This is a genomic window from Actinomycetes bacterium, assembly GCA_035506535.1.
In the GTDB taxonomy this organism is placed as follows: Bacteria; Actinomycetota; Actinomycetes; order DATJPE01; family DATJPE01; genus DATJPE01.
Genome location: DATJPE010000063.1, coordinates 234,917 through 261,049, shown reverse-complemented (window position 1 = coordinate 261,049; position 26,133 = coordinate 234,917). Strand labels below are relative to the sequence as shown.

The following is a 26,133-nucleotide window of genomic DNA, read 5'->3' as shown; positions in this document are numbered from 1 at the left end:
TCGCGAACGGAAACCACCAAGACCATGTCCGCTCTCCGGGCACGCGCCCGACGCGTGCTGCTCCTGTCGCTCCCGCTCTGTCTCCTCACGGCCGTGGCCTCGCCGATGGCTGATGCCGTCGCCACGGATTCGGGCCCCTCGTCGAGTCCCTCCCCTGCCTCCTCGCAAGGCGCGGTCGGGTCACCGGCTCCCGGCAAGGGCCAGTTCGTCGCCACCTTCGGCGTCGCGCCGGCCTCTCACCACAAGCAGGACGGTCGCCCGACGTTCACCTACCAGGCGACACCTGGCGCCCGGCTCACCGACGAAGTGGCGGTGCTCAACGCCTCGACCCGGCCGCTGCTCCTGAGCGTCTATCCGGTGCAAGCCTTCGCGGACGCCAGCGGGGGCTTCGCGCTCGCCTCCCCGACGGACCCACCCAAGGACCTCGGGAGGTGGATCACTCTCAGCGGTCCGTCGACCGTCCGCGTGCCGGCGCGCACCGTCAAGGGGCCCAGCGCGGTCATCATCCCGCTGACCCTGCGCGTCCCCGCCGGCGCACCTCCGGGTGACTACGCAGGAGGCATCATCGCGTCGCTGTCCTCGATCGCGATCTCGAAGTCCGGTCAGCGCGAGACGCTGCTCCAGCGGACCGCCTCCCGGGTGTTCCTCCGCGTGTCCGGCCCGCTGCACCCGAACCTGTCCATCCACGGCCTGCGCGCGACGTACGGCGGATCGCTCAACCCCGTCACCCGAGGCACCGTCACCGTCCACTTCGTCGTCCACAACGGGGGAAACGTCAAGCTCGGCGGATCCCAGCAAGTGTGGGTGAAGGGCCCGTTCGGCAAAGCGCTGCTGGTCAAACTGCCGGACCTGCCCCTGCTCCTGCCCGGGGCCTCCTACCCGGAGGTGGCGTACGTGCACGGCGTACGGCCGCAGGGCCGCCTCACCGCGCACGTCCGTGTCGACGCGGCCGCGGCACCCGGTGACGTCGATCCCGGGCTCGAGCCGGTGACCGCGGCGGTGACTTTCTGGGCCATCCCATGGGTGCTGGTGGTCGGGCTGTTCGTGGTGATCGGCCTCGGCTGGTTCTGGAGACGCCGGCGCAGGCACCTCCCCGGCGACTTCAGCCCCCCGACGGGAGGCTCGGCGTCGCGCGAGCCCGTCCTCACTCCGGGAGGCCGGCCGTGAAGCGCTCGCTCGCCGTGCTCGGCGTCCTTGGCATCACTTCGCTGATCAGTGCCTGGCTCTCGGTCGGCTCCGCGGCGGCCGACAACATCCCCTTCAAGGACCCGAACTGGCAGGGCGGCATCGCCTTCTGCGACGCGAAGGGCCACGCCGTCACCTCCGGGTCGTTGACCGCGGTGCCCTTCGTGTGGACGGCCATCTCCAGCGTGGCGACGCCCGCCGGATACACCGGAAAGTTCGGGAAGGCGACGCTCGGGGTCTTCGTGCCACGAAAGGACGTCGATCCCGGCGAGTGGTTCGGCAAGCAGTTCACCGCGGCGTCGACGTACACCAACAACAAGCACCCGATCGCCCAAGCGACCTACGGGGATGCGCCGCTCGTCTCGTTGACCAGCCAGGCGCCACCACAGTGGGACGGGTTGCTCCAGGTGCGGATGTACTTCTCGAACGCCAACACCCCACCGCTCACCACTCCCTATCCGGCGACGGTCATCCAGGTCACCGGCAACACCTGGCACGTGGTCAAGGGCGCGAGCGTCGCCTGCAACGTCGGCAAGGGCGTCTCCCTGGAGACCGCGGTGCTGGGTTCCTCGAAGCTGCCGTCCGCCGCCCCGTCGGTGTCCGTCAAGGGCGAAGGCGCTCAGGCCAAGACCTCGAAGACGTCGGTGACCGCGTCTTCACACAGTGCCGTGAGCCACTCGGCTGCCGCCGCCTCCGGCGGGGCTGGGTCCGCGGCGGTCGCAGCCGGGAACGACTCGAACACCGCGTCCGGCTCGCCGACCGACTCGAGCCAGAACCGGGTCGCGATCGCTCTCGCCGCAGCCATCGTCGGAGGCGCGCTGGTGTTCGGTGTCCAGCGGCTGCGAACGGCCAGAGCGGCCAAGCAGGACAGGGAACGCGTCCCATGACGCGGATGGACGTCGGGCGTTCATCCGGCCGCAACCTCGCGCAGGGCGGGCATTCGCCCGTGGCCGTGAGGCTGCGCGCGACTGGACCGACAGCGACGACCACGGGTGACCGTGGCTGGCGACGAGGAGACGTCGTGAAGCTTCTTCGATGGGTGCTCACCGGCTCGATCGCGGTGCTGGCCGCGGCGCTGTGCCTCGCCGGCCTGACGTTCTCGCCCGCAGTCGCCGACTCCTCTCCCCCGTGGGAGCCGGACGTGCAGGGGCTCGGCACCCTGACGCTGTTCGACTCCACCGGTGCGCAGGTGACGTCCGGCAAGCTGAGCGACGTCCCGTTCGTCTCCTACGTGAGCGCGTCGGCACCGGGGCGCAAGGGCGACATCAAGGCGACGCTGGCCATGGCGACGCCGGACCACGCGAAGCCCACCGGCCAGTGGCTGGTCTCGTCCCTGTCGGCGTCCACCAAGTACCCCAACGCCTCCGCGCCGGCGCCGATCAACAGCTTCACCAACCCGGTGGTGACCTTGGGTCCGACCGACGGCAGCCTGCAGTCGGTCATCGGCGCACAGCCGAACACCGACACCACTGCGGGCTACGCGAACGTCTATCAGCTGCGGGTGTGGACGTCAGGGATCGGCCAGCCGCCGTCGGGCTCGTACTTCACCGCCGACATCCAGGTCGACACCACGGCGGGCACGTGGACGCAGATCTACCCCACGACCACCCTGGTGGCGCCGAAGCTCACGGTGAGCGCATCGCCGACGAAGCCGGCGTACGGCTCTGCGCGTGCTCTGTCGGTCAAGGTCACCGCCACCGGGACGACGCCGACGGGAACGGTGACGGTCAAGGAGGGCACCAAGAGTCTCGGCAGCGCGACGCTGTCGAAGGGCAGCGCGAAGGTGTCGCTGCCCAAGACGCTGAGCGTCAAGAAGCACAGCCTGACGGTCAGCTACGGCGGTGACAGCTTGGTCCTCGCGGGCACGGCCACGTACACGCTGACCGTGGTCAAGGCGACCGGCAAGGTGAGCCTCAAGGCGGCGCACAGCAGCGTGAGCCACACGGCCAAGGACAAGCTCACGATCACCGTGACCGCGACCGGCGTTGTGCCCACGGGTCGCGTGACGATCAAGGACGGCACGAAGACGCTGAAGACGCTGACGCTGAGCAAGGGCAAGGCGACCTACACCCTGTCCAAGCTCAAGAAGGGCAAGCACTCGATCACGGCCACCTACGCCGGCTCGACGACGGTGAAGACCGCCAAGAAGACGATCACCGTCACGGCGACGTGATCGCTCCCGGACTCCCCGTCGTGTCGATGCGAGGTCGGCACGACGGGGGCCTTCTCCAGTGAGACCCAGCATGGACCGACGCCTGCGACGCGGGGTGCCGAGCCTCGTGCTGGCCCTCGCGACCATGCTAGGTCTCCTCGTCGGCGGCCCAGTGCGTGCCAACGCGGACCCGAAGCCCGGCACGCTGAGCGTGACCCCGTCGGCGGGCGACGTGACGGCGGTCCCGACGTTCCTGACCTCCGCGGGCTGTCCGGCCCCGGCCGACTCCTGGGTGCTGAGCCTCACTGGTCCGGGCTTGCCGTCCGCCGGCTCGGTGTGGTCGGCGTCGGATGCCGGGCTGTCGGCAACGGCTGGGTTCGACGTCGCCGCGGGGATGTCGTTCGCGGCGTTCGCCACCTCACTCGGGACCACCTTCCAGCGCGGGGCCTACCAGGTGAGCGTCGCGTGCACGGTCTCCGCCAGCCTGGTCACGGTCGCCTCGTTCACCACGAGGCTGACCTTCTCGAGCTCGACCCACTGGAGCTCGGCCGCGGCCGACAACGGCTTCTCGACCAACGTGTCCATCTCTCTCGCGCGCGACCCGACGAGCGGAAACGCGGCCTACAGCAGCCAGATCCTGCGCGCGACCGTCACCCCGGCCGACGCGCAGGGCAGCATCACCTTCTATGACAACGGGTCGTCGACGCCGATCCCCGGCGAGGTGACCTCCGACGGCTCGGGCACGTACACGCTGATGACCAGCGTGCTGGGCGGCGGTTCGGGGGCCGCCGGCGACCACACCGTGTGGGCGTACTTCACAGGTACGGGATCGTTCGGATCAGGGGATGCCGAGAGCGCCCCCGTGTCGTTCCACCTCGACGAGGCCAGCTGCCCGGGCGACATGTGGACCTATCCGGACGGCGGCTCGTGCTCCGACACGCAGAGCATCCAGGTCGCGGTCGACCCGGGGTTCCTGACGATCACGACGCCGTACACGTCGACCCACCCGTACGTGCTGCCGCCGATGCAGCTCGACGCCGACGCGACAAGGCTGTCGAGCTCGGCCCGCTTCCCGGCGCTCGGTGACGCGCCGTTGACCATCACGAGCACGCTGGCGGGCGACCCGGACTGGACCGCGACCCTCGACGCCTCTGACCTGGTGACCTCGACCCCTGCCCCTGCGGGCACGGTGAACGTCATCGACGGCCAGAACGTCGGCTTCACCGGTTGGACGGAGCTGTCGTCGTCCAACCCGGCCAGCCACGTCACGTTCACCGACACCCCGGCGCTGTCGGGGATCCAGCCCGGAGCGGGCAGCGGCACGTCAGGAGCCAAGGGCACGCACGTGTTCGCCGCCACGGCCGGCGGCGGCGACGGAACCGTCCAGGCGGTCGGCACGCTGACGGTCGACGCACCCACGAACACCGTCGAGGGGACCTACGACGGGACCATCGTCTTCACCGTGAGCTGAGCCTTCAGGTGACCTGAGCCTGCAGGGTGCGGTGATTCTGCAGGGTGGGCTGGGCCCGCACGGTGCGGTGAGCCCGCGGACCCCGAGGCGCGTTGCCCGGAGTGCGCCGACTTGTTAGGCGTTGGTCGGCCTATCGACCGACCAACGCCTAACAACAGGTCCTGGTGGTAGGTCGGCAGGGTCCGAGAGTGCGTCGCCTAGACTGTGCGGGCACGACGCCACCCGTGCCGGAGTCGGGGCCATAGCTCAGTTGGTAGAGCGCTGCCTTTGCAAGGCAGATGTCGGGAGTTCGAGTCTCCCTGGCTCCACGAGCGATCGCGCGGCGAGGGGGCCGAGCGCGTGGTCTCGCTCCGGACCCTCGCAAACGATCGGCGTCGGCGTACCAGTGCTCGCGTCGGTCGCCAGCTGGTTGACCGGCGCTCGCCAGCCAGGACCCATCGACCGGTCCTCGACTGAGCGTCGCGCCGCACGAGTCCGGTGCCAGGACGCCGGTCGCCGGCCGCGACGCCACATGTAGCGGGGTGTCACGGCGTGACCGTGAAGGTCGCGGTCTGGACGCTCGTGCCCGATCCCGACGCGAGGAGCACGGTCACGGTGTGCGTCCCGGCCGGAAGAGCGGAGAGGTCCCAGGGCTTGGCGCTGCCGTCGGCGGCCGTCCCCATGAGGTCGTAGGGCGCGTTCAGGTCGAGGGTGGTCGGCGCGGCAGCGCGGTTGGGGTTGTCGACGAAGAAGCTGGCTGCAGTGGCTGTCGCGTCGGTGGCGAAGACGTACACCGTGCCGTGCACGGTACTGCCGCACAGCGGAACGCCCCCTGAGCGAGACGGGCTGGTCGCGACCAGCAGGTCCGGTGCGCACGACGGGTCGTCGGATGTCGCCGCGGAAGCTGCGCTGGATGCGGCTGGTGAGGCGGTGGCCGACGGTGGGGTGGTGGTGGACGGCGTGGGCGACGCGGTGGCGGATCCGCCGAACAGCTGCTGGTAGGTGGCCCCCGCCTGGGGGAACTGGCCGCTGTCGATGCGGTGCGTGCCGTCGGTCGGGTTGCGGTTGAAGTACACCTCGTACGCCACGTCGTGCGAGGCGAACCACGCGTGCATCTGGGCGATGAAGTAGGGGTCGTCGCCGCCGGCACCGCCGCCGGCCATCGGCGAGCCGTCGCCGACCAGGCCCCACTCGGCGAAGGAGAGCGGCTTGCCGTGCTTGGCCGCGAAGTCGGCCCAGAACGCCAGACCCTGGGACACGGCTCCGCCCGGGTTGACCAGCTTGGCCCAGCGCGCTTGCGGGGTGAGTGCCTGTCCCCACGAGTCGTCGTAGACGTCCTGCCCGATCGTGTCGACGTAGGCGTCCCCCGGATAGGCGGCTGTGGCGTCGAACCCGGGACTGGCGCCGACCGCGATGTTCCAGTCGAAGGTGAAGTGCGTCCCGGGGACGGACCGCATCGCCGTGACCACGTCGCGGAACGCCGCGGCGTACAGCCCGGGATCGGGTCGGGCCGTCCAGGAGTACCAGGTCCCGTTGAGCTCGTGGCCGAGCCGGATCGTCACCGAGCCCATGCCCGCACCGAGGAGCCTTCGTGCGAGGACCTCGAAGTAGACGTCGTAGTCCCCGCTCGCCTCCTCGGCCAGCGTCGGTGTCGGGTCGGAGGCATCGCCCGCGTTCGGCAGCATCGGCACCGTCACGTCGAGCGCCGAGCGGTAGGGGTTTCGCGACCAGCTGGCGAGCCAGGAGTTGGGTCCCTCCAGGGCTGCCCAGGTCGTGACGCCGCTGAAGGTCGTCGTCGCCGTCACCGGACGGCCCCGCCAAGTGGCGAAGGAGTCGACGCAGCCCGGGTCCGGTGAGCCGCAGTACGCCCCGCTCGGCCAGCTCACCCCGGGTGAGTCCGAGGCGACGACGGTGCCCGTTGCCGATGGCGTTGTGGCCGGTACGCCGCCAGCGGGGAGGGCCCAGGAGGCCGCGGACGTGCCGACCGCCAGGCCGGCGGCGACCGACGCCACCGCGAGGGCCGACCACAGGCGGCGCCGACGTACGTCGGCTCGTTCCACGACCCCTCCGACTGGCGACCCGGGCGAAACGTGCTGGTCAGGCGGTCGAATCCGGACCGCACGGTCATCAAAGAGCGGCGGCTCGCGGGCTCGCCAGGGCGGGTCAAGGGTGTTCACCCGAGCGTCATCGGGCGTGCAGCCACCGGATGGGTGACGCGCCCCCCGTTTCCCAGAAACCCCACAGCGGCAGGCCCTAACCTTCGTTGGCCCCTTCGCCGGGCAGGTCCAGCAGGTTCATCCAGGTGCATGCTGGCCCGCGCAGATACGTGCAGGTCGAACGGAAGGTCGAGCACCCACCTGATGTCCCTGACCTACCTGCAGGCGATCGTCATCGGGCTACTGCAAGGTGTCACCGAGCTCTTCCCGATCTCGAGCCTCGGACACTCCGTGCTCGTCCCGGCCTGGCTCGGCGGCAGCTGGAAGTCGTTGGTCACCGAGCAGTCGAGCGCCGAGTCGCCGTACCTGGCCTTCATCGTCGGCCTGCACGTGGCGACTGCGCTCGCGCTGCTGGTCCTGTTCCGCCGCGACTGGTACGCCATCGTGCGCGGGTTCGTGTCCTCCCTGCGTCGCCGCAGCATGGCCGAGCCCTACGAACGGCTGTCGTGGCTCATCGTCATCGCGACGGTCCCCGTCGGAGCCCTCGGCATCCTGCTCGAGCACCCGCTGCGCGTGCTGTTCGCCAAGCCGCTGGCAGCCGCCTGCTTCCTCGTCCTCAACGGCCTGATCCTGCTGCTCGGGGAGCGCATGCGGCGCAAGGTGGCCAGGCCCTACGAGGGACCCGGCGCCGAACCCGGCGCCGAGGTCGACGTCGACATCGCGACGCAGATCAGGCCGCTCGACGCGACGGTCATCGGCTTCGCCCAGGCGGGGGCGCTGCTCGCGGGGATCAGCCGCTCCGGCATCTCGATGGTGGGCGGGCTGTTCCGCGGGCTCGACCACGAGCAGGCGGTGCGCTTCGCCTTCCTGCTCGCGACCCCGGTCATCCTGGCCGCCGGCGTGGTGAAGATCCCGGACCTGTTCGGTCCGCTCGGGAACGGCATCCGCGGCGAGGTGCTCGCCGGCAGCATCGCCGCCTTCGCCGCCGCCTACCTCGCCGCGTCGTGGCTGGTGCGCTTCTTCAAGACCGGGACGCTGATCCCCTTCGCCGTCTACTCACTGGTCTTCGGCGGGATCTCGATCATCCACTTCGCCTGATGCAGTTCCGCGATGTGTTAGGCGCTCATCGGTCGTTGGACCCACGTACGCCTCACACGTCGGCTCGGTCGCGGTGCGACGGGCTCAGCCGACCCAGGCACCCGAGGCGTAGCCCATCATGACGACCGCGCCCAGGCACAGGCCCACCGTCACATAGCTCCACGTGATCCACTCGTGCCGGCGGGCGAGACGGGCGAGGAGCAGGAAGATCGGCCAGGCGAGCAGCGTCGCGCGGTCCAGCGACCACAGCCGGGTCGAGGTCGACAGCATGACGAAGGGCAGCCCGACCAGCACCGCCTCACCCCAGCGGCGCTCGCGGCACAGCACGACCGTGACGACCACGGCGACCACCAGCGCGATCAGGTCGAGACCCGAGGACAGCTGGGTCCAGACGAAGCCGTGCCTGGGGAAGACCAGCGGGATGGTGTTGTGGGCGGTGCGCCACGGCCAGGCGAAGGAGCGGTGCCAACCGATCTGCTCGGCGTGCAGCCAGCCCAGCACCTCGCCAGTGAGCCATACGTAGAAGACCTCGAGGGCCACCGCCGCCCCGATCGGGATGGACAGCCACGCCGCGTCGGCCAACCGGCGCGGCCGGTCCTTGGTCAGCCACTCCACGACCAGGGCGGTCAGCAGGAACAGCCCGTCGACGCGGACGAACATCGACACCCCGCACAAGATCCCGGCCCACCACCACTCCCGCCGCCGGGCGAACAGCCATGCCGGCAGCGCCAGTCCGAGGAACAGCCCCTCGGTGTAGGGGACGGCGAGGAAGACCGCGGCGGGGGCGAGCAGCAGGAACGCGACGGCCCAGGGCCCGTCCTCGGGGTGGCCGTCCAGGGCGGCGATGCGGGCCAGGGCCACCGCGGCGACCAGCGTCCCGACGAGGCTGATGATCACGCCCGAGATGACGTAGTCGACGCCCAGGAAGTGAACGACCCGGATGGTCGCCGGGAAGCCGGGGAAGAACGCGGCGCTCGGGTGGTCGCTCGCCATCGCGAGGCCGTACCCGAACTTGGCGATCCCGAGGTAGTGGAACGCGTCCCAGTGGACCAGGCGCGGCAGGAACGGCACGTAGTGCCGGGTGCCGCGGACGTCGGTGAACGCGGACAGGAGCAGGAAGCCCAGGACGATGACCCTGCTGCACAGCACCAGGGCGACCGACCGCCACTCCTCGACGCCTCTGATCATCCGCACGCGCGAACGATGCCATGCCTACCCATGGGTACGGCTCAGGAGGGGGAACCCGCTCCGGTGATCGTCGCCACGCAGGTCGGGCAGCGCTGGCCATCCGGGACGTCCGCGAAGCGGAGCTCGACGAACCTCGAGAGGGGCCGTTCGACGTCGCGCCCGCACAGCGTCCGGTCCAGGTCGGCCAGCGCGACGGCGTGCTGGACCCCGATGGGGACGAGGTCCCCAACATCGGCGATCCGGCCCCCGCGCACGCCCGGGCGAAGGCCGAGCTCGGCCTCGGCGGCGACGGCGTGGTGCATCACCGCGGACGCTAGCCGCGGCGTGCGACGACCCGGTGACCACCAGGTTGCGAGTGGGCGATCTTCCGGGGCGCCCGCGGGCGTGCACATCACGGGATGGTTACGGCAGGATGGCACCGGCGGGGGCACGGCAGGGGGTGGGGACGTGCACCAGCGGCGACACCACACCGTCCACGGGGTCGGCATCGACGTGGCGGCCTTCGCCTTCCTCGGCGCGGCCGCCGCCGTCTCGGCGACCCAGGCCGTACTCCTCACCCGCGATGCCACCAAGCTGCGGGCGCTGCAGGCGGGACGGCTCACCGACACGCAGCCGGTGTCGTACGTGGGCGGGCTGCTCGCCCTCATCGACCTCGCCGTGCTCGCCGTCGCCACGCTGGTGCTGCTGGCCGTCTTCGCCGAGCGGGGCCGCGGCACGCGCTGGACGCCCGTCGTGTGGGTGCTGATCCTCGTGGCGTGCGTCCTGGAGTGGCGGCTCATGGGGCTGCGCCTGACCGCGGCCGACGACTCCTCCGGCATCGGGACCGACTACTCGGGACAGGCGCGGGAGGCCGGCACCGTCGTCGTCCTGTGCGCCGCGGCCCTGGCGGCGACCGCTGTGGCCCTGCGCCGCGCGCGAGCGGCCCTTCCGGGGGATTTAGGCTAGGAGGCCACGCCCTTCGGCGGGCCCGCCCGTCGAGACCTCACTCTCGGAAGCGAGCCCTGGCATGGCCGAGCGCCTCATCGCCACCCTGCAGACCAACCACGGCCCGATCGAGGTCGAGCTGTTCGAGAACCAGGCACCCAAGACGGTGCGCAACTTCGTGGAGCTGGCTACCGGGGAGCGGGAGTGGACCGACCCGAGGACCGGCCAGAAGACCCACGCGCGCCTCTACGACGGGACGGTCTTCCACCGGGTCATCGACGGCTTCATGATCCAGGGCGGCGACCCGCTGGGGACGGGTACGGGCGGCCCGGGGTACCGCTTCGCCGACGAGATCCACCCGGAGCTGGTCTTCGACCGCCCCTACCTGCTGGCCATGGCCAACGCCGGCCCCGGTACCAACGGCTCTCAGTTCTTCATCACGGTGGCGCCGACGCCGTGGCTCAACCGCAAGCACACGATCTTCGGTGAGGTCACGGACGCGGCCGGCCGGTCGGTCGTCGACGGCATCGCCAAGACCCCGACGAGCCGCGGGGACCGCCCGGCCCAGGACGTCGTCCTGGAGTCGGTGACGGTCGAGCGACGCGCCTGAGGTCGATGACCCAGCCCCTCGGACCAGACGGCCCGGCCCGGGACGGTCCGCAGGCGGGCGTCCCGACCTGCTACCGGCACCCCGGGCGCGAGACCTACGTCCGCTGTGCCCGATGCGACCGGCCGATCTGCCCGGACTGCATGACCTCGGCGGCGGTCGGCTTCCAGTGCCCCGAGTGCATCCGCGACGGGCGGGCGAGCGTGCGCGAGGCCCGTACCCTGGCCGGCGGTCGGGTCGGGTCGCGGCCGGGCGTGGTCACTCGGACCATCGTCTACGTCACCGTCGGCGTCTTCGTGCTGCAGGTGCTCAGCGGTGAGGTGACCCGGCAGCTCGCCCTGGTGAACTTCGCGGTCGCCGCCGGGGAGTGGTACCGGCTCATCACGGTCACGCTCGTCCACGGCTCGATCCTGCACGTCGCTTTCAACATGTACGCCCTGTGGCTGGTGGGCCAGCAGGTGGAGGTCTGGCTCGGCCGCTGGCGCTTCCTGACCCTCTACCTCGTGTCGGCGCTGGCCGGCAGCTCGCTGTCGTATGCCTTCGGTGGCGGCTACTCGGTCGGCGCCAGCGGGGCGATCTTCGGCGTCTTCGGCGCCCTCGCTGTCCTCTACCGGCGGCTCGGGTACGACCCCCGGCCGGCGTTGGCCCTCATCGTCATCAACCTCGCCCTGACCTTCGCCATCCCCACCATCGATTGGCACGCCCATGTCGGCGGGCTGGTCGCCGGCGTGCTGCTGACCCTCGCCTTCGCCTACGCGCCGCGCCGCTGGCGCACCCAGGTCGCTGTCGCGACGACCGCGGTCCTCGTCGTGGTCTCCCTCGGCCTGGTGGCGGGGCGCACCGCGACGCTGCGCCAGGACCCCCGCCAGCAGGCGTGCATCCAGCAGGTGTCGACCTGCCTCAAGCTGCTCCAGACCGACGTGTCGGGGCTCTGAGCGAAGTTACACGGTTGGGATTCCTCCACAGGGGTTGTCCCCACTGTGGAGGGCGGGCCCCGGGAACGTGGTCAGCGCCACTGGGTGGACGCCACGAACCCCACGAGGATGAAGCCGAAGCCCACGGCGACGTTCCAGGGCCCGAGGGCGTCCATGATCGGCAGGTTCCCCTGGCTCAGGTACCAGACGACCAGGTAGACCAGGCCGATGAGGAACATCGTCACCATGAAGGGCGCGATCCAGCGGCGGACCTTCGGGGCGGTCTCGGCGCTCGGCGGGGGCGGCGGCGTGTAGGCCTGCTTGCGGCGGGTACGCGACTTGGGCACGGGGACTCCTGGCGGTGGCGGCCGCGATCACGCGGGACGACGTCGGTTAGCGTAAGCGACGACCGGCGCGACCCGGTCGCTCGGCGTCTCGGAGGTGGGGGTGGCTGCTGAGCCGCCGGTGGGCACCGCGGCGACGCCGGAGCCGCCAGTGGGCACCGCGGCGACGCCGGAGCCGCCGGTGACGGCCCCTGATGGGCCCCGGCTCGACCGGTGGTCGCTGGTCCGGGGGCTGGGCGAGCTGCTGGTGACCCTCGGCTGCGTCCTGCTGCTGTTCGCCGTCTACGAGCTGTTCTGGACCAACGTCACCGCCGACCGGCACGAGAGCGCGCTTCGCCGGGGCCTCGAGCACAGCTTCGGCCAAGGCGTGTCGGGCGCCGAAGGCGCCGGCGGCCCGACCGGCCCCGCCTCGTCCGGCCCCTCAGCGGGTCCGGTCTCGTTGACCGTCAAGCGCGGGCAGCCGTTCGCGATCATGTACATCCCCGCGCTCGGTCGGCACTGGGCCCGCGCGGTCGTGGAGGGTGTGGCGCTGTCGGACCTCAAGGGCACGGTCGGGCACTACCCGAAGACCCAGCTCCCCGGCGAGGTGGGCAACTTCGCCGTGGCCGGCCACCGGGCGACCAACGGCCAGCCGCTGGCCAACATCCCGCGGGTCACGGTGGGCAGCTACGTCTACGTCCGGACCGTCCAGGCCTGGTACGTCTACCGGGTCACCTCGCACCGGATCGTCGCGCCCGACGACCTGTCCGTGCTGCTCCCCGTGCCCGACCGGCCGGGCGTCACCCCCACCGTGGCCCGGCTCACGATCACGACGTGCAACCCCCGGTGGGCCTCCTTCCAACGCTGGATCGTCTTCGGGACCCTCGTGTCCACCAGACCGGCCGACCAGGGTCCGCCCCCCGGCCTCGACGTGACGGGGTGATGAGCGGGTGTACCCGTGGTTGTGGCGGCACCTGCCCGGTCCGTGGCCGGCCCGGGTCCTCGCCTGCGCGGTGCTGCTCGGGCTCGTCGTGGCGCTGCTCTTCGGGGTGGTCTTCCCCTGGGTCCAGCCGCGGCTGCCGTTCAACGACGTCACCGTGACACACTCCTCGACCGCGGACGTCGTGAGGGGGTGGCAGCAGTGAGCCGGGCTCAGCCCCTGCGGATCCTCGTGGTCGACAACTACGACAGCTTCGTGTTCAACCTCGTGCAGTACCTCGCACAACTCGGCGCCGAACCGGTCGTGCATCGCAACGACGAGGTCGATGCCGCCGCGGCGCTCGGCTTCGACGGGGTGCTGCTGTCCCCGGGACCGGGCACGCCGGAGCAGGCCGGGGTCTGTGTCGACATGGTGCGGGCGGCGGCGGGGCGCGTACCCGTCCTCGGCGTCTGCCTCGGGCACCAGGCCATCGCCGTCGCGTACGGCGGCACGGTCGGGCGCGCCCCGGAGCTGCTGCACGGCAAGACCAGCCGGGTCGAGCACTCCGGGGCCGGCGTCCTGGCGGGGCTGCCGAGCCCGTTCACCGCGACGCGCTACCACTCCCTGGCGGTGGACCCGGCCACGGTGCCGGCCGAGCTCGAGGTGACCGCGCGGACCCCGGGTGGGGTGATCATGGCCCTGCGTCACCGCAGCCTGGCCGTCGAGGGGGTCCAGTTCCATCCGGAGTCGGTGCTCACCGAGGGCGGGCACCGGCTGCTCGCCAACTGGCTGACCGTCTGCGGCGACCCGGACGCGATCGCACGTTCGGTCGGCCTGGCCCCGGTCGTCGCCCACGCCGGCTGACCCCGGCCCTCGTCCAGGGCTGACCCCCGGGGCCCTCGCCCGCCCTGGTGCTCGCCCCACGCCGGGTGCCCCCAGCGATGCAATGAACGCGGCGTTGGTGCGCTAGGTGCGACTGAACGCCGCGTTCATTGCGTCAGAGGCCGGGCCGGAGCTGGGTCAGGACTTGGTGGGGCTCGGGCTGGCGCTCCCGCTCGGTGGTGGGCTGGAGGAGGCCGGCGGCGGGCTGCTCGACGGGGCCACGGCGTAGATCACCTGGACGGTCTTCCCCTTGGCGAGCTCGGTCCCGCCCGCCGGGTTGGTCGCGAGCACCTGTCCGGCGGGCACGCTGCCGTTCACCTGGGGCTGGCGCTTGGTCTGGAAGCCGGCATTGGTCAGCTCGACGATCGCCGCGTCCACCGTCTGGCCGACGAGGTCGTCCGGCACGGTGATCAGGCCCGAGGAGACCTTCAGGTCGACCGGGGTGCCCGGCGCCACTGACGTCCCGGTCGTCGGGTTCGAGTCGATGACCACGCCCTGGGGCTGGGTGCTGTCGTTGACCAGCGTCACCTTGCCGCGCTTGAGCCCGACGTCGAGCAGGGCCTGCTCCGCCTGCGGCTGCGTGAGACCGACGAGCACCGGGACCGCGACGTTCGCCGGGCCGCCCGAGACGGTGATGCTGACGGCGGAGGCCTTCGCCGCTTCGTCACCCGCCGCCGGGTCCTGGTCGATGACGGTCCCCTTGGGCTTGTCGCTCGTCTTGGTGGCGATGTTGGGGTCGAGGGTCAGCCCGGCCTTCTCCAGCGCTGACTGGGCGCTCGCCTTCGTCAGGCCCGAGAGGTCCGGCACGGTGACCTTGTTGCCGTTGCCCCCGCCGAAGAAGGTCGCGGCCAGCCAGGCGGCGCCGACCAGCACGGCGAGGGTCGCGATGCCCAGCACGACGTACCAGCCGACTCGCCGCCGCGGGGGCGGCCCCTCCTGGGGGGTGACGGCGACCGGGGCCACCGGTGGCAGCCGCTGGGTGGTCTCCACGCCCAGCCCGGGGACCGGAGCGGTGGTGGCCGTCGCGGCGGCGCCGGTCGCGGCGGCGTGCACCGGCTGTCCCGTCCTGGCCCGCTCCAGGTCCGCGGCCATGTCGGCGGCGGTCGCGTAGCGTTCGGCGGGATCCTTGGCCAGCGCCTTCATGACCACCGCGTCGTAGGAGGGCGGGATGTCGGCGTCGAGCTGGGAGGGCGGGACGGCGTACTCGCGGACGTGCTGGTAGGCCACCGACACCGGCGAGTCGCCGGTGAACGGGGGGCGCCCGGTCAGCAGCTCGTAGAGCAGGCAGCCCGCGGAGTACACGTCGCTGCGTGAGTCCACGGTCTCCCCCCGCGCCTGCTCGGGCGAGAGGTACTGCGCGGTGCCCAGCACGCCGGACGTGGCGGTCATCGTCGCCGCGCTGTCAGCCACGGCGCGGGCGATGCCGAAGTCCATCACCTTGACCTGGCCGGACGTGGTGAGCATGACGTTGCCCGGCTTGACATCTCGGTGGATGATCCCGTGCCGGTGGCTGTAGTCCAACGCGGCGAGCAGTCCCTCGGTGATCTCCAGCGCCCGCTCCGGCAGCAGGCGACGGCCCGAGCGCAGGACGTCGCGCAGCGTCTCCCCGTGGACGTACTCCATGACGATGTACGGACCCACGCCGGCGCCGTCCGGCAGCGGCTCCTCGCCGGTGTCGTAGACCGCGACGATGTTCGGGTGGTTCAGCGACGCGGCAGACTGGGCCTCGCGGCGGAACCGCGACTGGAACGAGGGGTCACGAGCGAGGTCGCTGCGCAGCAGCTTGATGGCCACGGTACGTCCGAGCCGGGTGTCGCGGCCCACGTGGACCTCGGCCATCCCGCCCCGCCCGAGGAGCTCCCCGAGCTCGTAGCGACCGCCGAGGACCCGTGGCCCGCCGCTGATCGTCCCGTCGGTCATCCCGGCATCCTCCCAGAGCAGCGCGCGCCCCTCGGCCCAACCGGGACAGCGGGTCCGACCTCGGGTGGCTCGGTCCAGCGGGTCACTTGAGCACCGCCTGGATCACGGCCTTCGCGATCGGGGCCGACAGCTTGCCGCCGGTCGCCTCGGACCCCAGGTTCCCGCCGTCCTCCACGACGACCGCCACCGCGACCTTGGGGTCCTGCGCCGGGGCGAAGGCGACGAACCACGCGTGCGGCGGGTGGCCCGGGCTGGTCTGCGCGGTCCCGGTCTTGCCGGCCACCTGCACCCCCGGGATCCTCGCGGGGCGACCGGTCCCGTTGTCGACCACGTTGACCAGCATCGCGGTCAGCTCGCTGGCGACCAGGGGGGTGACCGCCTGGTCGAACTCCTGGGGCTCGGTCCGCGACAGGGGCGCGAGGTCGGGCCCGTTGACCTGCTCGACGAGGTACGGCTTCATGACCAGTCCGTGGTTGGCCACCCCGGCGGCGACCATCGCCATCTGCAGGGCGGTGGCCCGGACGTCGTACTGGCCGATCGCGGCGAGTGCCGTCTGCGGCGCGTTGAGGTCGGCCGGGAACACCGACTGGGCCGCGGTCATGGGGACCTGGAAGGTGTGGTTGAAGCCGAACTTCTCGGCCTGCTCGCGCAGTGTCTGGTCGCCCAGCGTCAGGCCGACGTTGGCCATCGCGGTGTTGCACGAGATCTGCAACGCCTGCTCGAGAGTCACCTTGCCGCCGAAGCATGGGCGGTTGTCGTAGTTCGGCAGCTTCTTGGTCGACTGCGGCAGCTGCAGGGCGGCGGGCGCGGGGATCTCCGTCGTCATCGTGTACTTGCCGCTGGACAGCGCGGCGGCGGCGGTAACGATCTTGAAGGACGAGCCGGGGGGGTACGTCTTCGCGAGCGGGCGGTTCAGCAGCGGCTGGTTGGAGTCCTTGGTGTAGGCGTTCCAGGCGGTGGTCTCGGTCTTGGCGTTGTTCGCCGACAAGGGGTTGGGGTCGAAGGAGGGGCTCGACACCAGGGCGAGGATGCGCCCGGTCGAGGGCTCGATGGCGACGACCGCGCCGCGGTACTTGCGCAGCCCGTCGTAGGCGGCCTGCTGGGCGGCCGCGTTCAGCGTCAGGAGGACCGACCCGCCCTTGCGGGCCTGCCCCTGGATGAGGTCGCTGAACTGGCTGCCGAGCAGCCGGGGGTCGGTCCCGGACAGGATCGGGTCCTCCGCCCGCTCGATGCCGGTGGCGCCGTACACCAGGGAGTAGAAGCCGGTCGCGGCGGAGTACAACGGACCCATCGGGTAGCGCCGCTCGTAGCGCAGGCGCGCGTCGCCGGTGTCCACCGATCGCGCGACCGGTGCCGGACCGACGAGGATCGCGCCGCGCTCGCGTCCGTACTGGGCGATGATCGGCCGGATGTTGCCGGTGTCGGTCTGCAGGTGCCGGGCCTCGATGACCTGCACCCTGGTCGCCTGCACGAGCAGCGAGAAGAACAGCAGACCGAGCAGCAGCGTCATCCGGCGCAGCGGGCGGATCACGACCCCACCACCTGGGTGTCCACCAGCGGGTCGCCCCCGTCGCGCGGGGTGGGCTGCGCGGTGACGCCGGGCGGCGGGGCCGGCGGTACGTGTTCCAGCGGAGCGACGTACGGCGGGGGCCGGCGAGCGGTGTCACTGACCCGCAGCAACAGCCCGGCGAGCACCCAGTTGGCCACGAGGGACGAGCCGCCCTGCGACATGAACGGTGTGGTGAGCCCGGTCAGCGGGATCAGCTGGGTGACCCCGCCGACGACCACGAAGACCTGCAGCCCCACGGCGAACGCCAGTCCGAACGCGAGCAGGCGCCCGAAGGGGTCGCGTACCTGGACGGCCGCCTTCAGGCCGCGCTCGACGAGGATCGCGTACAGCGTGATCAGCGCCATGAGCCCGGTGAGCCCCAGCAGCTCACCCGCGGTCGAGACGATGAAGTCGGAGTTGGCGAAGGGCACGAGGTCTGGGTGGCCCTGCGCGATCCCCGACCCGAGGATGGAGCCGTCCGCGAGGCCGTACAGAGCCTGGACGATCTGGTAGCCCTTCGTGTTCGGGTCGGCGAAGGGGTGCAGCCACACCTGGACGCGGTCGTGGACGTGCGCGAACAGCAGGTAGGCGGCGGTCGACCCGAGCAGGAACAGCACGGCACCGATGACCAGCCAGCCAACTCGCTCGGTGGCGACGTAGAGCATCGCTACGAACAGCCCGAAGAACAGCAGCGAGGTGCCGAGGTCCTTCTGGAACACGAGGATGGCGAGGCTGGCCAGCCAGGCGACCACGATGGGGCCGAGATCACGTCCGCGGGGCAGGTCGATGCCGAGGACCCGGCTGCGGGCGAGGGAGAGGACGTCGCGCTTGACCACCAGGTAGCCGGCGAAGAAGACGATGAGGGCGAGCTTGGCGACCTCGCCGGGCTGGAAGGACAGGCCGCCGACGCGGATCCAGATGCGGGCGCCGTTGATGGTCACGCCGACGTGCGGCAGCAACGGGAGGACGAGGAGCACCAGGCCGACGAGCATCGCCGTGTAGGTGAGTCGCGACAGGACCCGAAGCTCGCGAACGAGGAGCAGGACGAGGACGAACAGGCCGACCCCGAGCAGCGTCCACACGACCTGGTGCTCGGCATAGCTGGTGGGCGGGGCACCGCCGCGGCTGGTGGCCCGGTCCTGCGCGGCGATGTCGAGGCGATAGATCAGCGCGAGACCGAGCCCGTTGAGGGCCACGACGACGGGGAGGATGACCGGGTCGGAGTACGGTGCGAGCAGACGTACCGCGACGTGCGCGGCGAGCGCGATCGCCGCGCCGACCGCCACCCAGACCCAGAAGCCGACCGGCAGGCGGCCGGTGTCGGCGAGCCGGACCTGGGCGTAGGCGCCTGCGCCGACGGCCACGGCCAGCACGAGCAGGACGAGCTCGGCGAGCCGGCCGGCGCCACCCACACCCGCGGGCGGGGCCGACGGGGGTGTCCTCGTCGCGGTGGCGGTGGTGCTCACGATGGGCAGCCCTGGGTGGTCGGAGACTGCAGGCAGTGTTGCGCCGCCTCCCGCAGGCGTTCCACCGTCTGGTCGGCGGCGGCCCGGTCGCGGGCGGGGATCCCGCTGCTCACCTGCTCGAGCTCGTACTGGGGCAGGCTCGCGGCGGTGAGGTCGGTGCGCTCGACCACGTGGTGCAGGCGGAGCACGGGGAGGTCGACGTCGATCCCTCGGGACACCGTGACCACCCCGTCGGTGATCCCCACGAACCACTGCTTCTGCGTCCAGTGCCAGAAGACGACGATGCCGCCGACGGCCATGACCACGACGACCCCCAGGGTCGCCAGCCACACCCAACGGCTGCGGGTCAGATCGCCCGCGTGGGCGCCGGTGGTCCGGCCCGGTACGGGCTCCGCCCCCTCCCGCTCCGCCGCGGCCGCCTCCTCCTCGACAGGGCTGCCGGGCGGGCCGGCCGGGGTCTCGCGCGCCGCGGCGCCGAGCAGGCGCCGGCCGACGTCGACCGTGCCGTCCTCCACCACGTCGGCCACGATCACCGTGACGTTGTCCGGTGCCCCGTTGTCCAGGGCCCGCGCGACGAGCGCGTCGGCGGCCAGGTCCGGTGAGTCCAGTGACAGGGACCCGGCGATGGCCTCGAAGTCGACGTAGTCCGACAGCCCGTCGCTGCAGAGCAGGAAGCGGTCCCCCACCTGCGGCACGGTCACCTGCACGGCCGGCTCGACGTCGCTGCGCCCGTCGAGGGCCTGCAGAAGCAACGAGCGTTGGGGATGGTGCTCGGCCTCCTCGGGGGTGAGGCGGCCCTCCTCGACCAGGCGCTGGACGAAGGTCTGGTCGGAGGTGATCTGGCGCAGCTCCCCGTCGCGCAGCAAGTACGCACGCGAGTCACCGACCTGGGCGACCCCGAGCCGGGTGCCGTCCCACAGCATCGCGGTCAGCGTCGTGCCCATCCCCTCGTACGCCTCGCTGCTCTCCACCGCGATCCGCAGCCGTTCGTTGGCCGCGTCGATGCCTCGCCGCAGGGTGACGTCGAGGTCCGGACCGGGCTCCTGCTCGTCGAGGGGCAGCAGGGCGGCCACCACCGTGCTGCTCGCGATCTCCCCCGCCGCGTGCCCGCCCATCCCGTCGGCGACGGCGAGCAGGTGCGGGCCGACGTACGCCGCGTCCTCGTTGTTGGTGCGGACCAGGCCCACGTCTGAGCGGGCGGCCGTGCGCAGGGTCAGCGTCACCGCCGGCTACTTCCGCAGCTCGAGCAAGGTCTTGCCGACCTTGACCGGTACGCCGGGCGGGACCACGGTCGGACTGGTGACCTTCTGCTTGGCCAGGTAGGTCCCGTTCGTGGACCCGAGGTCCTCGACCAGCCACCGGCCCTCGTAGGGGCGAAGGCAGGCGTGATAGCCGGAGGCGTAGTCGTCGTCGAGCACGATCGTGTTGTCCGGCGCCCGGCCGAGCGTGATGGGCTGGTCGGCCAGCGGCAGCGTGGTCCCGGTGAGCGCCCCGCTGGTGACCACCAGGGTGCGCGGGGCGCCCCGGGCGGCCTTCCCCGGCTTGGGGGCCTTCGTCGTCCGCGCCGGCGGTGCGGTCGCGGTCTTCGTGGTCGCGGCGCGCCGACGCGGGAACAGATCGCGGCGCATGACGGAGGCGACGACGAGGACGAACAGCCACAGCAGGGCCAGGTAGCTGACCTTGACCAGCAGCAGCGAGAAGTCCGACACCGTCGGTGGCTCCTAGCGCCCGAGCCGCACGAGGAAGGTCGTGGAGCCCAGGGCGAGGGATGACCCGTCCCGCAGCGGGGCCCGCTGGACCCGGCGACCATCGACCCAGGTCCCGTTGGTGGAGCCGAGGTCGATGACGACCGGGTCGGGGTCCAGCTCGATGCGGGCGTGGGAACGGGAGATCCCCGGGTCGTCGATCTGGATGTCGCACTCCGGCGCCCGGCCGATCGTGGTCGCCGGGGAGCGCAGGGCCCATCGCTGCCCGTCGTGCTCGAGCGATGGGGTTCCTTCGCGGGCCCCCGTCGGCTGGGCGGTCGGCGCCTGGGGCTGGCGCGCCGTCGCGGCCACCGGAGCGAGGGGAGTGGCCGGCGCGGCCGGCGCGGGCGGGTAGGCATCGGCGGAGGCACGTACGTCGCTGCGGATACGGAACAAGCCGGTGTCGAGGTCCTCCGCGCGGGACAGCTCGATGTCCACCGGGCCGAAGAAGGTGTAGCCGGCCTCCTCGGCGTGCTCGCGCACCATCGTGGCGAACTCCGCCCCCAGCGGGGCGGCGTAGGGCTGGAGACGCTCGTAGTCGTGCGGGCCGAGCTCGACGGTGAAGACATTGGGGACGACCCGGCGGTTGCGGTCGACGATGGCGGCTCGGTCGTCGCACTCGCGCTGCAGCGCCGCGGCCACCTCGACCGGTTCGACCTCGGCCTTGAAGGTGCGGGCGAAGGCGCCGTTGACCAGGCGGTCGAGCCGCTTCTCGAAGCGGTCGAGCACACCCATGGCGGTCCTCCTCCCGGCGCTCGTCGAGTCCACGGCGACGTCGGCCGGGCAGGAGCCGCGCCGGTCGTGCCTGGCCTCGATCGTAGACCGCGGCGGCCCCGGGACCCGTGGTCGCGACGCTCGGGCCACGCCGGCACGTGTACCCTGGGGGACTCACTCGCGCGAGTGGCGGAATAGGCAGACGCGCACGGTTCAGGTCCGTGTGCCCGGAAGGGTGTGGGGGTTCAACTCCCCCCTCGCGCACCCCCCGTTCCCCCCGGCTGGTCCGACTCCCGATCAGCGTTGAGCCCGAGGAGCACTGAACCCCAAGGAGCAGCGACCAGGTGACGACCTCGCTTCGACGTCGTCTGGCCTGGGCGGCGGCACTGTTCGCCCTCATCAGTGGTGCCCTGGTGATGCTGTGGCCGGTCCTCGTCGCGCCCGTGAACGCCGATCAGCGCTACCTCTACCTGACCGCGCCCGGGCGCACCGGCAGCCACTGGCTGCGGCTGGTCACGATCCCGTGGCACAACATCCCGACGCGTCTGCACGAGGGCCGCTTCGACCCGCTCTCCGAGTTCGTGCAGTTCCTCTCCTACACGGGCGTGACCAACACCAGTCTCGCGACGGGGACGCCGGAGGCCGTCGTCCAGGGCATGCAGAAGGTAGTTCTGGTTGCCCTCGCCGTCCTCGCGGTCGTGCTGTTCGCCGCCTGCCTGCGCGGACGTACGTCTGCGGGCGCTCTCGTGAGCCTCGACCCGCGCGCCCTCGGGCTGATCAGCGCCGGTGCGCTGCTGCTCGGTGCGGCCGGGGTGCAGGCACAGGCCCAGTTCCGTAACGGCTGGACCTCGTATGCGGTCCTGACCTACGGGGCCGTCGTCGTGGGTCTCGGGGTCCCGGCCCTCGCTCTCTGGCTGTCCCAGCGGCTCGTACGGGTTCCTCGGAGGTCCTCGGTCGTGCTGGCCGTGGGGACGATGGTGGCTGTCGGCGTCGCCCTCAACACGGCGTACGAGCTGTTCTACGTCGCGGTCCCGGTTGCTCTCCTCGCCCTGGTCCTCCAGCCGGTCTCGGCCAGCGCCCGCTCGGCTGCGGGCCGACGGGCAAAGCTGGTCGTGGGCGGCAGCCTGCTCGCTGCGTTCGCGGTGTCCTACGTCCTGGTCCACGCCCTGGTGTCGGCGGAGACGACCCAGCAGTACGTCGGCATCAAGCCCTCCTTCGGGGTCGGGCTGCTGCGCACATGGTGGAACAACGTCGCCTCGAGCATCCCCGGGACGGGTCGCGCGCAGGCCGCACGGGACGTGTCCCACGCCGGGCTGGGGGGTCTGCCGGGCCCGTTCGCCTCACCGCTCGTCCTCTGGTGCTTCGTCGGCGGGGTGGGCTTGCTGGCGATCCGGCTCCTGCTGCCCCGGGTCGCCACCGGCGCCGATGCGCGTCGCGCTCAGACCGTGGCGCTCCTGCAGGCGGCCGGGCTCGCGGCCACGCTCGCCCTGGGCAGCGCGGCGGTGATGTCGGTCTCGGTCCAGGCACAGCAGGTCATCGCGGGGATCGGCCTGCCCTATCGCCACACGGTCGTGACGTGGGTCGGGTTCGCGGTCGCCGTCGTGTCGTTGCTCGTCGCCGCGGACCTGTGGCTCACCGAACGGGGCGGCATCGGGCTCTGGGCGGTCGCCTCGCTGCTCATCGCGATCCTCGGCGCGAGCCTGCTGACGGTGAACTTCGAGGCCACGCGGGCTGAACGGGTCAGCCCCTCCGACCAGATCGTGGACTCGGTCTATCGGGAGATCCTCCTCGGGGACCCGACAGCCGCGGGTGATCGGCGGCGGTGCGCGGCCGTGGCCCTCGTGAACAAGGGGGTGGGCGGCTCGGCGTACACACGCAACCAGATCATCCGTGGCGCGTATCTCGTGTACCAGCACCGCTTCGGTCGACCGTTCTGCTCGACGGTGCCGATCCCGGCGGACCTGCCCTACACCTACAGCAGCAGCTAGCTGGCCGGTGCGAGACTGCTGCGGTGAGCACGCCCCGGCCCGGCGCGACCATGGTGATCGGGGGGACCGGCTGGATCGGGCGTGAGCTTGCCGCCCAGGCCGCCCGACGCGGTCCGGTCGTCATCGGGTCCCGGCGGCCCGCGTCACCGGGCACTGTGCGTGTCACGAGCCAGGACCAGCTGGAGCGCACGCTTCACGACCATGACGTACGCCTGGTCGTCAGCTGCGCCGGCCTGATCGCCGGAGACGAGGCCGCCCTGCACGCGGCGAACTCAGCCTTGCCCGACCTGGTGGGCAGAGCCTGCCTCGCCCGGTCGGTGCCGCTGGTGCACGTCGGTTCCGCCGCGGAGTACGGCGTGCCCGTACGGACTCTCGTGGCCGAGACGGACCCGACCAGCCCGGTCTCCTCGTACGGGACGTCGAAGCTCGCGGGCACTCAGGCACTGCTCGACCTGTCGGAGCGGGGACTCGACGTCGTCGTCGCGCGAGTCTTCAACGTGGTGGGACCCGACCAGCCCCGAACCACACCGACGGGGGAGTTCGTCGAGGCGGTACGCGCCCTGCCCGACGCCGACGGCGTCGTCACCGTCCGGGACGCCAGCCTGGTGCGCGACTTCGTCGGTCTCCGATGGGTCGCGCACGCCCTGCTGGCCCTGGGCGAGGTCGAGGACCCTCCCCACGTCGTCAACGTGTGCTCCGGCGTCGGCCACAGCTTCCACGACGTCATCACCGCCCTTGCCGATCACCGCGGTGTCCCCGTGACGATCCAGAGCACCTCGCCCGGGGGGATCCCTCGGGTGGTCGGCGATCCCTCGTTGTTGCGTCGACTGGTTGCGGGCCTGCCCGCAGAGTCACTCGAGGACCTGGCGGAGCAGATGTTGGGCTCTCGGTGACTCACATCCGCTGGTCGAGGCTGTTGTCACTGCGTCTGTGCTGAAGCTCAGGCACGAATTCCTGAAGGGCGGCGCCGATGGCCTCGGCGGTGGCCTCGGCAGCGCCGTCCAGGAAGTCGTTCGCTCGGCCCAGGAAGTCATCGACCGCTCGCGCATCCCGCAAGGTCGTGGTCAACGTTCTCAGCTCGCTGAACTCCCCGTCGTGGACGGTGTCATGCGTCCCGACGAACTCCTCGAACGCCTTCTCGCCGGCCGTGTCGAGCGGCGTGAGAAGCAGCGGCCAGCGCTTGGTTCCCCCGACGCGCTGCATGTGGTCACGAGCCTGCTCCTCGGTGTCGCAGAAGTCCGGCTCCAGGCCCAGCGCGCCCATGACCTCGACCGCGACCTCGACCAGGTCGCGCAAGTGCCGGTCGGGGTCGAGGGCCGGGATGACGACGCGCCGGTCGGTCGTCACTGATGCCGCCAGGCAGCACAGCTGCCCGGCCTCCTCAGGGGTGACGAAGTACCGCCGCGTGTCGACCGGGACCGCCCAGGGCTGCCGCTTGTCGAGCCGTCTCAACCAGCCGTCGAGGAGCGAGCCATTGGAGAACGCGACGTTGGCGAACCGTGCAGAGGTGACCTCCTGGGGAAGGCGGTCGTCGAGCATGACCAGCTCCATCGCCCGCTTGCTGGCCCCCATCAGGTTGACCGGGTTGGCGGCCTTGTCGGTCGACACCGCGAAGTATCGAGGCACCCCGAGCTCCGCGAGCCGTTCCAACAAGCGTCGTGCGGCCACCACGTTGATCTCGAGCATGCGCAGCAGAGAGAGCACGTCCTTCTCGGAGCGCACATGCTTGATCGCCGCGAAGTTCAACACCAGGTCGTAGCGTTCGTCCCCGTCCAGCAGGCGTCGCATCGTGCGGCCGCCGAAGTCGAGTGGCGTCGTGCGGAACGCGGTGTCCTCATCGAGGGTGCCGGAGCTGTGCAGGTCGCGCGCGACCTCGGCCAAGCCGTTCTCGTCGACATCCACCACGTGCAGCGCGGCGGGACCGACCCGCGCGATCTCGTGGACCGTGGCCGAGCCGATGCTGCCCGCGCCGCCGATGACCAGGACCCGCCGCCCGTGCAGCGCTTCGCGGAGCGCGTCGGCATGGGCGAGGACGTCGTGGGCGAACAGCGAACGCTCTCGCTGTGCGACGAGGGCAGCGAGACTGGCACGAGAGGGTGGCAGCGAACTCATGCTTGGCCCGCGTGGATGCTGGCCAGTGACTGAGGGGCCAGGAACCGGCCGGGGTCGGCGACGAAGTCGGCGCTCGCCTGCTGGTAGTCGTCGAAGCGCCCGATGTCCTGCCAGTACGCGTCGCTGACCTGACAACGGACGTCCGCGCCGGACTCGTGCAGCGCCGTCACCAGGTCGGGCATGTCGAAGCGTCCCTCGGGAACGTGTCCCACGACGCTCCTGCTCAAGGCGTAGATCCCGGTGCTGACCAGGTAGTCCAGTGTCGGCTTCTCCTCGTAGCGGACCAGTCGCCGGTCGGTCGTGACGTGCACGACGCCGTAGTCGATGTGCACCTGCCGAGGCGTGAGGACCACGGTCGCCGCAGCGCCCGATTGCTCGTGCTGCGTCAGCAGCGAGGCGAAGTCGACCGTCGTCAGGAGATCGCCGTTCATCACGATGAACGACTCATCGAGTCCGTGCACCAGGCGCAGCGACCCGGCGGTGCCGAGCGGTTGGTTCTCGACCTCGTACTCGACAGCCACACCGAAGCGAGAGCCGTCCTCCAGGAAGGCCATGAGCAGCTGGGGGAGGTGCCCCAGGGTCACGACGACGCGGTCGAAGCCCTGCTCGGCGAGCTGACGGACCACGATCTCGATGGTCGGTACGTCCCCCAGCGGGAGCAGCGGCTTGGGGATGTTCATCGTGTACGGGCGCAGCCGCGTACCGAGCCCTCCGGCGAGGAGGACCGCCATCATCTGTCCAGCGCCTCCGGGACGTCGAGAGAGGAACTCGCTCCTGCAGCCTAGTATGAAGCGCCGGCTGCGCCTCACCCTCGAGTCGTCACGCGCGGCTCGGAGACGAC

25 protein-coding genes and 2 tRNA genes are annotated in these 26,133 nt (G+C 71.4%); 15 read left to right on the top strand and 12 right to left on the bottom strand.

The window, feature by feature from the left end; genetic code table 11:
• Window positions 1-24 precede the first annotated feature (24 nt).
• The 5 genes from VMI11_09880 to VMI11_09860 all read left to right on the top strand — a co-directional run bounded on the left by VMI11_09880 (window position 25) and on the right by VMI11_09860 (window position 5,116).
• Window positions 25-1,167 carry a DUF916 domain-containing protein gene (locus VMI11_09880; protein HTY72716.1) on the top strand — a complete coding sequence of 381 codons (1,143 nt, stop codon included), beginning with the start codon at window positions 25-27 and terminating at the stop codon, window positions 1,165-1,167.
• The gene (locus tag VMI11_09875) at window positions 1,164-2,072 is read left to right on the top strand and encodes a hypothetical protein (GenBank protein ID HTY72715.1); all 909 of its coding nucleotides are present in this window, start codon (window positions 1,164-1,166) and stop codon (window positions 2,070-2,072) included. The genes VMI11_09880 and VMI11_09875 overlap by 4 nt, the downstream gene beginning before the upstream one ends.
• A gap of 134 nt (window positions 2,073-2,206) precedes the next feature.
• On the top strand, window positions 2,207-3,358 hold the full coding sequence (locus tag VMI11_09870; protein HTY72714.1) for an Ig-like domain-containing protein: 1,152 nt from the start codon (window positions 2,207-2,209) through the stop codon (window positions 3,356-3,358).
• 70 nt (window positions 3,359-3,428) lie between these two features.
• Complete coding sequence (locus VMI11_09865) at window positions 3,429-4,808, top strand: hypothetical protein (protein ID HTY72713.1); 1,380 nt, start codon at window positions 3,429-3,431, stop codon at window positions 4,806-4,808.
• A gap of 235 nt (window positions 4,809-5,043) precedes the next feature.
• Window positions 5,044-5,116: transfer RNA gene (locus VMI11_09860), tRNA-Ala, on the top strand.
• 216 nt (window positions 5,117-5,332) lie between these two features.
• Here the strand turns inward: VMI11_09860 and VMI11_09855 are convergent.
• Window positions 5,333-6,847, bottom strand: a complete 1,515-nt coding sequence (locus tag VMI11_09855; GenBank protein HTY72712.1) for a glycosyl hydrolase — start codon at window positions 6,845-6,847, stop codon at window positions 5,333-5,335.
• A 297-nt stretch (window positions 6,848-7,144) separates the two neighbouring features.
• Between VMI11_09855 and VMI11_09850 the strand changes: the two genes are divergently transcribed.
• Entirely contained in the window at window positions 7,145-8,041 is an 897-nt protein-coding gene (locus tag VMI11_09850; protein ID HTY72711.1) for an undecaprenyl-diphosphate phosphatase, read from the top strand.
• 84 nt (window positions 8,042-8,125) lie between these two features.
• Here the strand turns inward: VMI11_09850 and VMI11_09845 are convergent, their stop codons facing one another.
• On the bottom strand, window positions 8,126-9,229 hold the full coding sequence (locus VMI11_09845) for a mannosyltransferase family protein (GenBank protein HTY72710.1): 1,104 nt from the start codon (window positions 9,227-9,229) through the stop codon (window positions 8,126-8,128).
• 41 nt (window positions 9,230-9,270) lie between these two features.
• Entirely contained in the window at window positions 9,271-9,531 is a 261-nt protein-coding gene (locus VMI11_09840) for a hypothetical protein (GenBank protein ID HTY72709.1), read from the bottom strand.
• A gap of 145 nt (window positions 9,532-9,676) precedes the next feature.
• Between VMI11_09840 and VMI11_09835 the strand changes: the two genes are divergently transcribed.
• The 3 genes from VMI11_09835 to VMI11_09825 all read left to right on the top strand — a co-directional run bounded on the left by VMI11_09835 (window position 9,677) and on the right by VMI11_09825 (window position 11,695).
• Complete coding sequence (locus tag VMI11_09835) at window positions 9,677-10,174, top strand: hypothetical protein (GenBank protein HTY72708.1); 498 nt, start codon at window positions 9,677-9,679, stop codon at window positions 10,172-10,174.
• A gap of 61 nt (window positions 10,175-10,235) precedes the next feature.
• Complete coding sequence (locus tag VMI11_09830) at window positions 10,236-10,763, top strand: peptidylprolyl isomerase (GenBank protein ID HTY72707.1); 528 nt, start codon at window positions 10,236-10,238, stop codon at window positions 10,761-10,763.
• 5 nt (window positions 10,764-10,768) lie between these two features.
• Window positions 10,769-11,695 (top strand): rhomboid family intramembrane serine protease, encoded by a 927-nt coding sequence (locus VMI11_09825; GenBank protein ID HTY72706.1) that lies wholly within the window; start codon window positions 10,769-10,771, stop codon window positions 11,693-11,695.
• A 71-nt stretch (window positions 11,696-11,766) separates the two neighbouring features.
• Here VMI11_09825 and crgA read toward each other — a convergent pair whose 3' ends face one another.
• Window positions 11,767-12,021, bottom strand: a complete 255-nt coding sequence (gene crgA, locus VMI11_09820) for a cell division protein CrgA (GenBank protein HTY72705.1) — start codon at window positions 12,019-12,021, stop codon at window positions 11,767-11,769.
• A gap of 100 nt (window positions 12,022-12,121) precedes the next feature.
• Between crgA and VMI11_09815 the strand changes: the two genes are divergently transcribed.
• The 3 genes from VMI11_09815 to VMI11_09805 are packed head-to-tail and all read left to right on the top strand — an operon-like array spanning window position 12,122 to window position 13,780.
• Window positions 12,122-12,940 (top strand): class E sortase, encoded by an 819-nt coding sequence (locus tag VMI11_09815; GenBank protein HTY72704.1) that lies wholly within the window; start codon window positions 12,122-12,124, stop codon window positions 12,938-12,940.
• A gap of 7 nt (window positions 12,941-12,947) precedes the next feature.
• Window positions 12,948-13,142, top strand: coding sequence for a hypothetical protein (locus VMI11_09810; protein HTY72703.1), 195 nt, complete (start codon window positions 12,948-12,950; stop codon window positions 13,140-13,142).
• Window positions 13,139-13,780: an aminodeoxychorismate/anthranilate synthase component II gene (locus VMI11_09805; protein HTY72702.1), complete on the top strand. Its 642-nt coding sequence runs from the start codon at window positions 13,139-13,141 to the stop codon at window positions 13,778-13,780. Before VMI11_09810 ends, VMI11_09805 begins: the two co-directional genes overlap by 4 nt.
• 156 nt (window positions 13,781-13,936) lie before the next feature.
• Here the strand turns inward: VMI11_09805 and pknB are convergent, their stop codons facing one another.
• The 6 genes from pknB to VMI11_09775 all read right to left on the bottom strand — a co-directional run bounded on the left by pknB (window position 13,937) and on the right by VMI11_09775 (window position 21,213).
• Entirely contained in the window at window positions 13,937-15,718 is a 1,782-nt protein-coding gene (gene pknB, locus VMI11_09800; protein HTY72701.1) for a Stk1 family PASTA domain-containing Ser/Thr kinase, read from the bottom strand.
• An 82-nt stretch (window positions 15,719-15,800) separates the two neighbouring features.
• Window positions 15,801-17,249 carry a penicillin-binding protein 2 gene (locus tag VMI11_09795; GenBank protein ID HTY72700.1) on the bottom strand — a complete coding sequence of 483 codons (1,449 nt, stop codon included), beginning with the start codon at window positions 17,247-17,249 and terminating at the stop codon, window positions 15,801-15,803.
• Window positions 17,246-18,733, bottom strand: coding sequence for an FtsW/RodA/SpoVE family cell cycle protein (locus VMI11_09790; protein HTY72699.1), 1,488 nt, complete (start codon window positions 18,731-18,733; stop codon window positions 17,246-17,248). Before VMI11_09790 ends, VMI11_09795 begins: the two co-directional genes overlap by 4 nt.
• Window positions 18,730-19,956, bottom strand: a complete 1,227-nt coding sequence (locus VMI11_09785; GenBank protein HTY72698.1) for a PP2C family serine/threonine-protein phosphatase — start codon at window positions 19,954-19,956, stop codon at window positions 18,730-18,732. Before VMI11_09785 ends, VMI11_09790 begins: the two co-directional genes overlap by 4 nt.
• A gap of 6 nt (window positions 19,957-19,962) precedes the next feature.
• Window positions 19,963-20,442: an FHA domain-containing protein gene (locus tag VMI11_09780; protein ID HTY72697.1), complete on the bottom strand. Its 480-nt coding sequence runs from the start codon at window positions 20,440-20,442 to the stop codon at window positions 19,963-19,965.
• A gap of 12 nt (window positions 20,443-20,454) precedes the next feature.
• Window positions 20,455-21,213: a DUF3662 and FHA domain-containing protein gene (locus tag VMI11_09775; GenBank protein HTY72696.1), complete on the bottom strand. Its 759-nt coding sequence runs from the start codon at window positions 21,211-21,213 to the stop codon at window positions 20,455-20,457.
• 159 nt (window positions 21,214-21,372) lie between these two features.
• Between VMI11_09775 and VMI11_09770 the strand changes: the two genes are divergently transcribed.
• From VMI11_09770 to VMI11_09760, 3 genes are all read left to right on the top strand, one after another.
• Window positions 21,373-21,456: transfer RNA gene (locus VMI11_09770), tRNA-Leu, on the top strand.
• Window positions 21,457-21,536: 80 nt separating this feature from the next.
• Entirely contained in the window at window positions 21,537-23,180 is a 1,644-nt protein-coding gene (locus VMI11_09765; GenBank protein HTY72695.1) for a hypothetical protein, read from the top strand.
• Between the two features lie 23 nt (window positions 23,181-23,203).
• Complete coding sequence (locus VMI11_09760) at window positions 23,204-24,073, top strand: NAD-dependent epimerase/dehydratase family protein (protein ID HTY72694.1); 870 nt, start codon at window positions 23,204-23,206, stop codon at window positions 24,071-24,073.
• Between the two features lies 1 nt (window position 24,074).
• Here the strand turns inward: VMI11_09760 and VMI11_09755 are convergent, their stop codons facing one another.
• On the bottom strand, window positions 24,075-25,292 hold the full coding sequence (locus tag VMI11_09755) for a polysaccharide biosynthesis protein (protein HTY72693.1): 1,218 nt from the start codon (window positions 25,290-25,292) through the stop codon (window positions 24,075-24,077).
• Complete coding sequence (locus VMI11_09750; GenBank protein ID HTY72692.1) at window positions 25,289-26,026, bottom strand: sugar phosphate nucleotidyltransferase; 738 nt, start codon at window positions 26,024-26,026, stop codon at window positions 25,289-25,291. Before VMI11_09750 ends, VMI11_09755 begins: the two co-directional genes overlap by 4 nt.
• Window positions 26,027-26,133: the final 107 nt, after the last annotated feature.

Coding starts and splice junctions, on each gene's coding strand:
- VMI11_09755 (HTY72693.1), bottom strand. CDS start 25,292: ATGAGTTCGCTGCCACCCTCTCGTGCCAGTCTCGCTGCCCTCGTCGCA.
- VMI11_09880 (HTY72716.1), top strand. CDS start 25: ATGTCCGCTCTCCGGGCACGCGCCCGACGCGTGCTGCTCCTGTCGCTC.
- pknB (HTY72701.1), bottom strand. CDS start 15,718: ATGACCGACGGGACGATCAGCGGCGGGCCACGGGTCCTCGGCGGTCGC.
- VMI11_09840 (HTY72709.1), bottom strand. CDS start 9,531: ATGCACCACGCCGTCGCCGCCGAGGCCGAGCTCGGCCTTCGCCCGGGC.
- VMI11_09825 (HTY72706.1), top strand. CDS start 10,769: ATGACCCAGCCCCTCGGACCAGACGGCCCGGCCCGGGACGGTCCGCAG.
- VMI11_09775 (HTY72696.1), bottom strand. CDS start 21,213: ATGGGTGTGCTCGACCGCTTCGAGAAGCGGCTCGACCGCCTGGTCAAC.
- VMI11_09750 (HTY72692.1), bottom strand. CDS start 26,026: ATGATGGCGGTCCTCCTCGCCGGAGGGCTCGGTACGCGGCTGCGCCCG.
- VMI11_09865 (HTY72713.1), top strand. CDS start 3,429: ATGGACCGACGCCTGCGACGCGGGGTGCCGAGCCTCGTGCTGGCCCTC.
- VMI11_09830 (HTY72707.1), top strand. CDS start 10,236: ATGGCCGAGCGCCTCATCGCCACCCTGCAGACCAACCACGGCCCGATC.
- VMI11_09845 (HTY72710.1), bottom strand. CDS start 9,229: ATGATCAGAGGCGTCGAGGAGTGGCGGTCGGTCGCCCTGGTGCTGTGC.